Raw genomic sequence first — 5,711 nt, forward strand, 5'->3', positions numbered from 1 at the left:
GAGTATGACAGGGATAAGGATCTTACCGATTTTCAGCTCTCTCTTGATCTCATCTCACAAAAATCAGGAGAAAAGAAGGTGCCGGTCTTCCTTACCGGCTGTTTCGGAGGGCGGTTTGACCATTTATGGAGCACTGTCGTCTCATTTCTGCACAGGTCGGACAGATATGTGCCTGTCGGCATGGCCGATGACAGAGAGGGGATGTTTTTTCTGAGCGGTCCTGATTCGCTTGGGCTTATGTTTGATAAAATTCCGGAGGCTGTCTCCATAATCCCGTTTTCTGAGGAATGCGGCGGCGTCTCCGTCACCGGAGTGCGCTGGCCTTTGAGTGACGTCACCCTTGAATATCGGGACCCTTACAGCATCAGCAACAGGCTTGAAGGCGGAATGGAGGCATCAGTATCCGTTCGGAGCGGACGTATCGGCGTATACTGGGAGTGGCGCGGAGTTCGGGATGAGTAAATTAAGTTACGGAATAGCGCTTCTCTCGTGATAAAATACCCTTTGTTGGTTTTGACCAATCAGATAAGGATGTGATTTTTGATGTTTTTAGGCGGAGGCGATATGACCGCGCGCCTGGCGGAGCTGCTGCTAAGCCTTCCGGCAGTTCTCTGGGCCATAACATTTCATGAATACTGCCATGGCTATGCCGCTATGAAACTCGGCGACCCCACGGCAAAGCTGGATGGCAGGCTGAGTATGAACCCTATGCACCACCTTGATCCCGTAGGCGCGCTCTGTCTTCTGCTGTTCCGTTTCGGCTGGGCAAAGCCTGTCCCCATCAATCCCGGATACTTCAAGCATCCAAGGCGCGACATGGTGATCGTGAGTCTTGCGGGTGCGGCGGGTAATATCCTGACAGCTTTTGTATGCGCCCAGCTTGTGAGATTTTTCCCTGCGCTCTTTCAGAGCTACGGTGCGCAGCAGTTTATACTGATAATGATATACATGAACGCGGGCCTTGCGGCGTTCAACCTTATCCCGATACCGCCGCTTGACGGTTCACGTATTCTGTATGTGTTCCTCCCGTACAAATATATGAATATCTATTACACGCTTGAACGTTATGGAATGTTCATACTTCTCGGACTTATGGCATTCGGCGTACTTCCGATCCTCATGCGTCCTATTATGACACTGATACTCAGCATCATCCTTTAGCCGGTAAATATAATGGACATTCTGCTTACAAACGACGACGGAGTTTACTCCATAGGCATACAGACGGCTGCCAGGCATCTCACTGACGCGGGGCACAACGTTCTTCTGGTGGCCCCTGACCGGGAGCGCAGCGGTTGCGGTCATGCAATGACGCTTGACAGGCCCCTGCATATAAAAGATGTCGACAGGCGTTTTCTCTCGGCCGATTTTACCGCCAAGGCATGTGACGGTACCCCCACAGACTGTGTCGTCCTGGCTATCGACATGCTGGGATTCAGACCTGAAATGGTCATTTCAGGCATAAACCAGGGCCCCAACCTTGGAGATGACCTAACTTACTCCGGGACGGTCTGTGCGGCTATGGAGGGAGTTATCTTCGGCATCCCGTCAATAGCCCTTTCCCTTGTTATGAGCTCCGGAGCTAAAAATATATTCAACGAGACGGCTGCAGATGTGTTAATGACGTTGCTTGACTGGGTGAAGGACAACCCCATTCCTTCCGGGGTGTTGTACAACGTCAATGTCCCCAATATGCCCCTTGACGCCATCAGGGGCACCCTAATCACAAGAAAGGGCGTCAGGCGTTATGTGGACAAGGTAAGGCCGGTAACGGCGCCTTCCGGTGCGAAAGCGTACTGGATAGGCGGGAACATAGAGGACGATATGACGGATGGCACGGATGTCTGGGCGGTAGCCAACGACTATGTTTCCATAACGCCTGTGCATATGGAGATGACCAGCTTTGAAACTTACATGGAGTGCAAAGAGGCGGGGATGGAATCATTTATCGAAAAAATGATTCAAAAAAAATTCCCGGACTTAGTTGACAATTAGAGCTTGCGTGATAAAATATCACTCAACTTTTTAAAACAGGAGAATCAAAAGGAGGCCTGAATTGTGAATTTTACCGCTGTTGTTCGAGCACGACGTATACGACGAATTGACCGTGTTGCGCATATTGACAGATGCGATGACGGGACAATGGTTCGATTGCTCGGCGACAGAGATAAAGTGCCATCGGCTGAAAGCACTTTTCGCAGGTAGGATCGTAATTCTCGCACCCCTGAGCAGAATTCCGAAGAAAGACGGCGGCGTCAAGTAGGAGTTCCGGAAGTTTTCCGAAAATAAACTAACCAAGTGGGCACGGATGTGCCAACGAGGGTGGTACCGCGGGTGATAAGCTCGTCCCTCTTCTTTACTGAAGAGTGGCGGGCTTTCTTTTTTGTGTTTTTGAGCGGACAGGCACCCAAAACAAATTTATGAATATATTTTTAAGGAGGAGTTTCAAATGACAGCAGAAAAAAAAGGCAAGGTAGTATTGGCATACAGCGGAGGTCTTGATACATCGGTGGCGATCCCATGGCTGCATGATCAGGGATACGAAGTTGTGACGCTTACTATGAATGTGGGGCAGCAGGCTGACAACCTTGAGGAGATCAAGGCAAAGGCTTATGCGGCAGGCGCAGTCAAGGCATACGTAATAGACCTTCGTGAGGCCTTCATCGATACATTCGTGTGGCCCGCGCTGAAATCCAATGCCGTCTATCAGGGGGTATATCCTCTCAACTCAGCCCTTTCCCGCCCGATGATAGCACAGGCACTTATCTGGTGCGCTGAGAAAGAGGGGGCAGCGGCCGTCGCACACGGCTGTACCGGAAAGGGACAGGATCAGGTGCGTATCGAAGTATGCTGCAACGCGCTGAACCCGGACATCGAAGTGCTGGCGCCGGTCCGCGACTGGGGCTTTACGAGGGAAGAAGAGATGGACTATGCCGCCGCGCACAACGTCCCGGTCCCGACTACGCGCAAGAGTCCCTACAGCATCGACGACAACCTCTGGGGGCGCTCGATAGAATGCGGTATCCTTGAGGATCCTTGGAATGAACCGCCCAAGGACGCTTATGCGCTCACTGCGGACCCGAAGGATGCGCCAGATGAAGAAGTAACTGTGGAGATAACGTTTGAAAACGGGCTGCCGGTTGCCATAAACGGCAAAAAGATGGGCAGTATAGAGCTGATAGACATTATGAACAAGACCGCAGGCAAGGCCGGATATGGCAGGATTGACATGGTGGAGGACAGGCTTGTGGGGTTCAAGAGCCGTGAGGTCTACGAATGCCCCGGAGCACTGGCGCTCATTGAAGCGCACAAGAAACTCGAGACCATTACACTGTCAAAGGAAACACTGAGGACAAAGAAGGAGCTTGAAGTAAGGTTTGCGGAGATGACATACGAAGGCTACTGGTTCTCACCGCTTATGGAGGCCGTCCAGGCTTTCATGGATTCGACGCAGAAGTCTGTCAATGGCACGGTCAGGATGAAATTCTACAAGGGCAACGGTATCGTCAACGGCATGAAATCCGATAACTCCGTCTATAGCAAGGCGCTCGCAACATATTCGGCCGGGGACATATTTGACCAGTCCGCCTCGGTAGGGTTCATAAAAATATGGGGGATGCCGATAAAGACATGGCGTCAGACCCACAAGGAGAAGAATGTCAACCCCATCGATTCTTTCATAGTTGCGAAAGGCAAGGCCGCCTATTAGCCGGATACGGTTTTCACATACAGCAGATATGACGTAATAAAGCGGCAGACCCGCCCCTATGCCGTTGGGCATGCGGAGGATCTGCCGCTTCGTTATATGAAGAAAAGCCCAAGAATAAAAAACACACAATATTATGATAACTGCGTAAGCGTGCCCGTGCCGCGCCTGGTGCGATTTTTTATTGAGTCTTCAGCGCCTCCATCGAAAGCTTCAGGTGGTCGTGCAGAAGTCTGACGCATTCCTCTTCGTCGTGTTTTTCAAGGGCGGCAAGGATATCTATGTGTTCCTCAAGGCTGGGGTTTGTGTCGAAGTCGAAGAATGATTCAAAAAATATCATCTGTACGTATGTGCGCGATAAAATATTTCTTACATAGTTTGCGAGTGTGCCGTTGCCGGAGGACTCTGCAATTATGATGTGGAACGCGTCGTTGACGTTTAGATATGCTTCAAGATCTTTGTCGGAAAAGGTCTTCCTTTCCGCGTCTATCTGTTCCTGGAGGCGGCAGAGCTGCAGAGGCGTTATGATGTGAGATGCCTTCCTTATCGCCATGACCTCCAGATTTTCGCGCACCTCGTAAGTGTCGACTATCTCCTGTTTTGTCGGTGAGGCGAGGCATGCGCCCCATCCGGGCATTATTTGAACAAGCCCCTCGTTCTCAAGTCGCCTCAATGCCTCGCGCACAGGGGTCCTGCTCACTTCAAATTCCTTTGCTACGGCAATTTCAGGCAGGCGCTGCCCGCTCTGAAGTTTTTTCTCAAATATCTTTCTGCGTATCTGTTGATATACATAGTCTGCAGTCGTCCTGACCGGTGCGTGCGACGTGCTCATAAATGTTCAGCTCCCCCTGTTTTTCCGCGATATAAGAAATATATACAGAATTGGCAAAACTTGCAAGAGGAAACTCTTGACACGGAAATGAGTATGATATATAAAGGATTTAATAAATGTATCCACTGTATACCATAAATCTTAAAACTTGCCAACTTTATAAGGAGTGACTGGGATGCTTGACTTGAACGAACTTTGCGGCATGGCCGGCAAGACGGCGATAGTAACCGGAGCTGCATCCGGGATCGGTGCGGGGATCGCGCGTTTTTTTTCAAGCGCCGGGGTAACGGTCGTTATTGCGGACATCAATGAAAACCTTGCCGGAAATGTGGTAAAGGAAATAACATGTGCCGGAAACAAGGCTGTTTTTATCAAGTGTGACGTAACAAAGGAAGCTGACTGCAAAGCCGTTGCCGATGCTGCTGCTGAAAGATTCGGCCGCATAGACATACTGGTGAACTGTGCCGGAGTTGCACGCCGCCATACGGTGGAGACTTTAACGGAGTCTGACTGGGATCTGGCAATCAACGTGACGCTCAAGAGCGTCTTTCTTATGAGCAAGCATGTAGTACCTCACATGAAACGTGCCAGAGGCGGCAAGATAGTCAACATCGGTTCGGGATGGGCGCTGAAGGGCGGAGATCATGCCGTGTCCTACTGCGCGGCAAAGGCCGGCGTGTGGAACATGACTCGGGCTATGGCCATAGACCACGGCCCGGATAATATCAATGTCAACTGTGTGTGTCCCGGAGACATAGACACTCCGATGCTTAAGAGCGAGTGTGAGCAGCTTGGCGGCGTTTATGACGAAAAGTATAAGGAAGAATGCGCAAAGCGTCCTATCGCGCGCCTTGGTACCCCTCAGGATGTTGCCATGTGCGTATTCTTCCTCTGCAGCAATATGACTCCTTGGGTCACAGGAAGCAGTCTTGTCGTTGATGGCGGCGGCATCGCTTAAAACGGCGGTTATATGCGACATCTGCTTCGTGACCGGTCGGCGTGATTTTTTCACCGGTGGGGTTTTTGGACAGTATTTTTAAATTTTTTATTTGGGGGTAATGAAATGGGCAAGAAGGTGTACCCGTATATTCCGAACTCTCTGCCTGAGGTCCAGGATGAGATGCTGAAGTATATCGGCGTGGACTCGATAGAGGATCTGATAGCGGACATTCC

7 protein-coding genes are annotated in these 5,711 nt (G+C 50.7%); 6 read left to right on the top strand and 1 reads right to left on the bottom strand.

What is annotated here, in order from left to right; translation table 11 throughout:
• The 5 genes from LLF78_06835 to LLF78_06855 all read left to right on the top strand — a co-directional run.
• A partial coding sequence (locus LLF78_06835) for a thiamine pyrophosphokinase (protein ID MCE5202208.1) occupies nt 1-462 on the top strand: 462 nt, incomplete at its 5' end.
• A gap of 81 nt (nt 463-543) precedes the next feature.
• Nucleotides 544-1,161 carry a site-2 protease family protein gene (locus LLF78_06840; protein MCE5202209.1) on the top strand — a complete coding sequence of 206 codons (618 nt, stop codon included), beginning with the start codon at nt 544-546 and terminating at the stop codon, nt 1,159-1,161.
• 12 nt (nt 1,162-1,173) lie between these two features.
• Nucleotides 1,174-1,995, top strand: coding sequence for a 5'/3'-nucleotidase SurE (gene surE, locus LLF78_06845; protein MCE5202210.1), 822 nt, complete (start codon nt 1,174-1,176; stop codon nt 1,993-1,995).
• Between the two features lie 79 nt (nt 1,996-2,074).
• Nucleotides 2,075-2,263: a hypothetical protein gene (locus LLF78_06850; GenBank protein ID MCE5202211.1), complete on the top strand. Its 189-nt coding sequence runs from the start codon at nt 2,075-2,077 to the stop codon at nt 2,261-2,263.
• 186 nt (nt 2,264-2,449) lie between these two features.
• Complete coding sequence (locus LLF78_06855) at nt 2,450-3,709, top strand: argininosuccinate synthase (protein ID MCE5202212.1); 1,260 nt, start codon at nt 2,450-2,452, stop codon at nt 3,707-3,709.
• A 178-nt stretch (nt 3,710-3,887) separates the two neighbouring features.
• Here the strand turns inward: LLF78_06855 and LLF78_06860 are convergent, their stop codons facing one another.
• On the bottom strand, nt 3,888-4,538 hold the full coding sequence (locus tag LLF78_06860) for a GntR family transcriptional regulator (protein MCE5202213.1): 651 nt from the start codon (nt 4,536-4,538) through the stop codon (nt 3,888-3,890).
• Nucleotides 4,539-4,713: 175 nt separating this feature from the next.
• Here LLF78_06860 and LLF78_06865 point away from each other — a divergent pair, with 175 nt between their 5' ends.
• Nucleotides 4,714-5,496, top strand: coding sequence for an SDR family oxidoreductase (locus LLF78_06865; protein ID MCE5202214.1), 783 nt, complete (start codon nt 4,714-4,716; stop codon nt 5,494-5,496).
• Nucleotides 5,497-5,711: the final 215 nt, after the last annotated feature.

The sequence above is a fragment of the Synergistaceae bacterium genome (assembly GCA_021372895.1).
Classification (GTDB): Bacteria; Synergistota; Synergistia; order Synergistales; family Synergistaceae; genus JAJFTP01.

Bases quoted from the DNA above. Each gene is read 5' to 3' on its own strand.
- LLF78_06840 (MCE5202209.1), top strand. From the start codon at position 544: ATGTTTTTAGGCGGAGGCGATATGACCGCGCGCCTGGCGGAGCTGCTG.
- LLF78_06860 (MCE5202213.1), bottom strand. From the start codon at position 4,538: ATGAGCACGTCGCACGCACCGGTCAGGACGACTGCAGACTATGTATAT.
- surE (MCE5202210.1), top strand. From the start codon at position 1,174: ATGGACATTCTGCTTACAAACGACGACGGAGTTTACTCCATAGGCATA.
- LLF78_06865 (MCE5202214.1), top strand. From the start codon at position 4,714: ATGCTTGACTTGAACGAACTTTGCGGCATGGCCGGCAAGACGGCGATA.
- LLF78_06855 (MCE5202212.1), top strand. From the start codon at position 2,450: ATGACAGCAGAAAAAAAAGGCAAGGTAGTATTGGCATACAGCGGAGGT.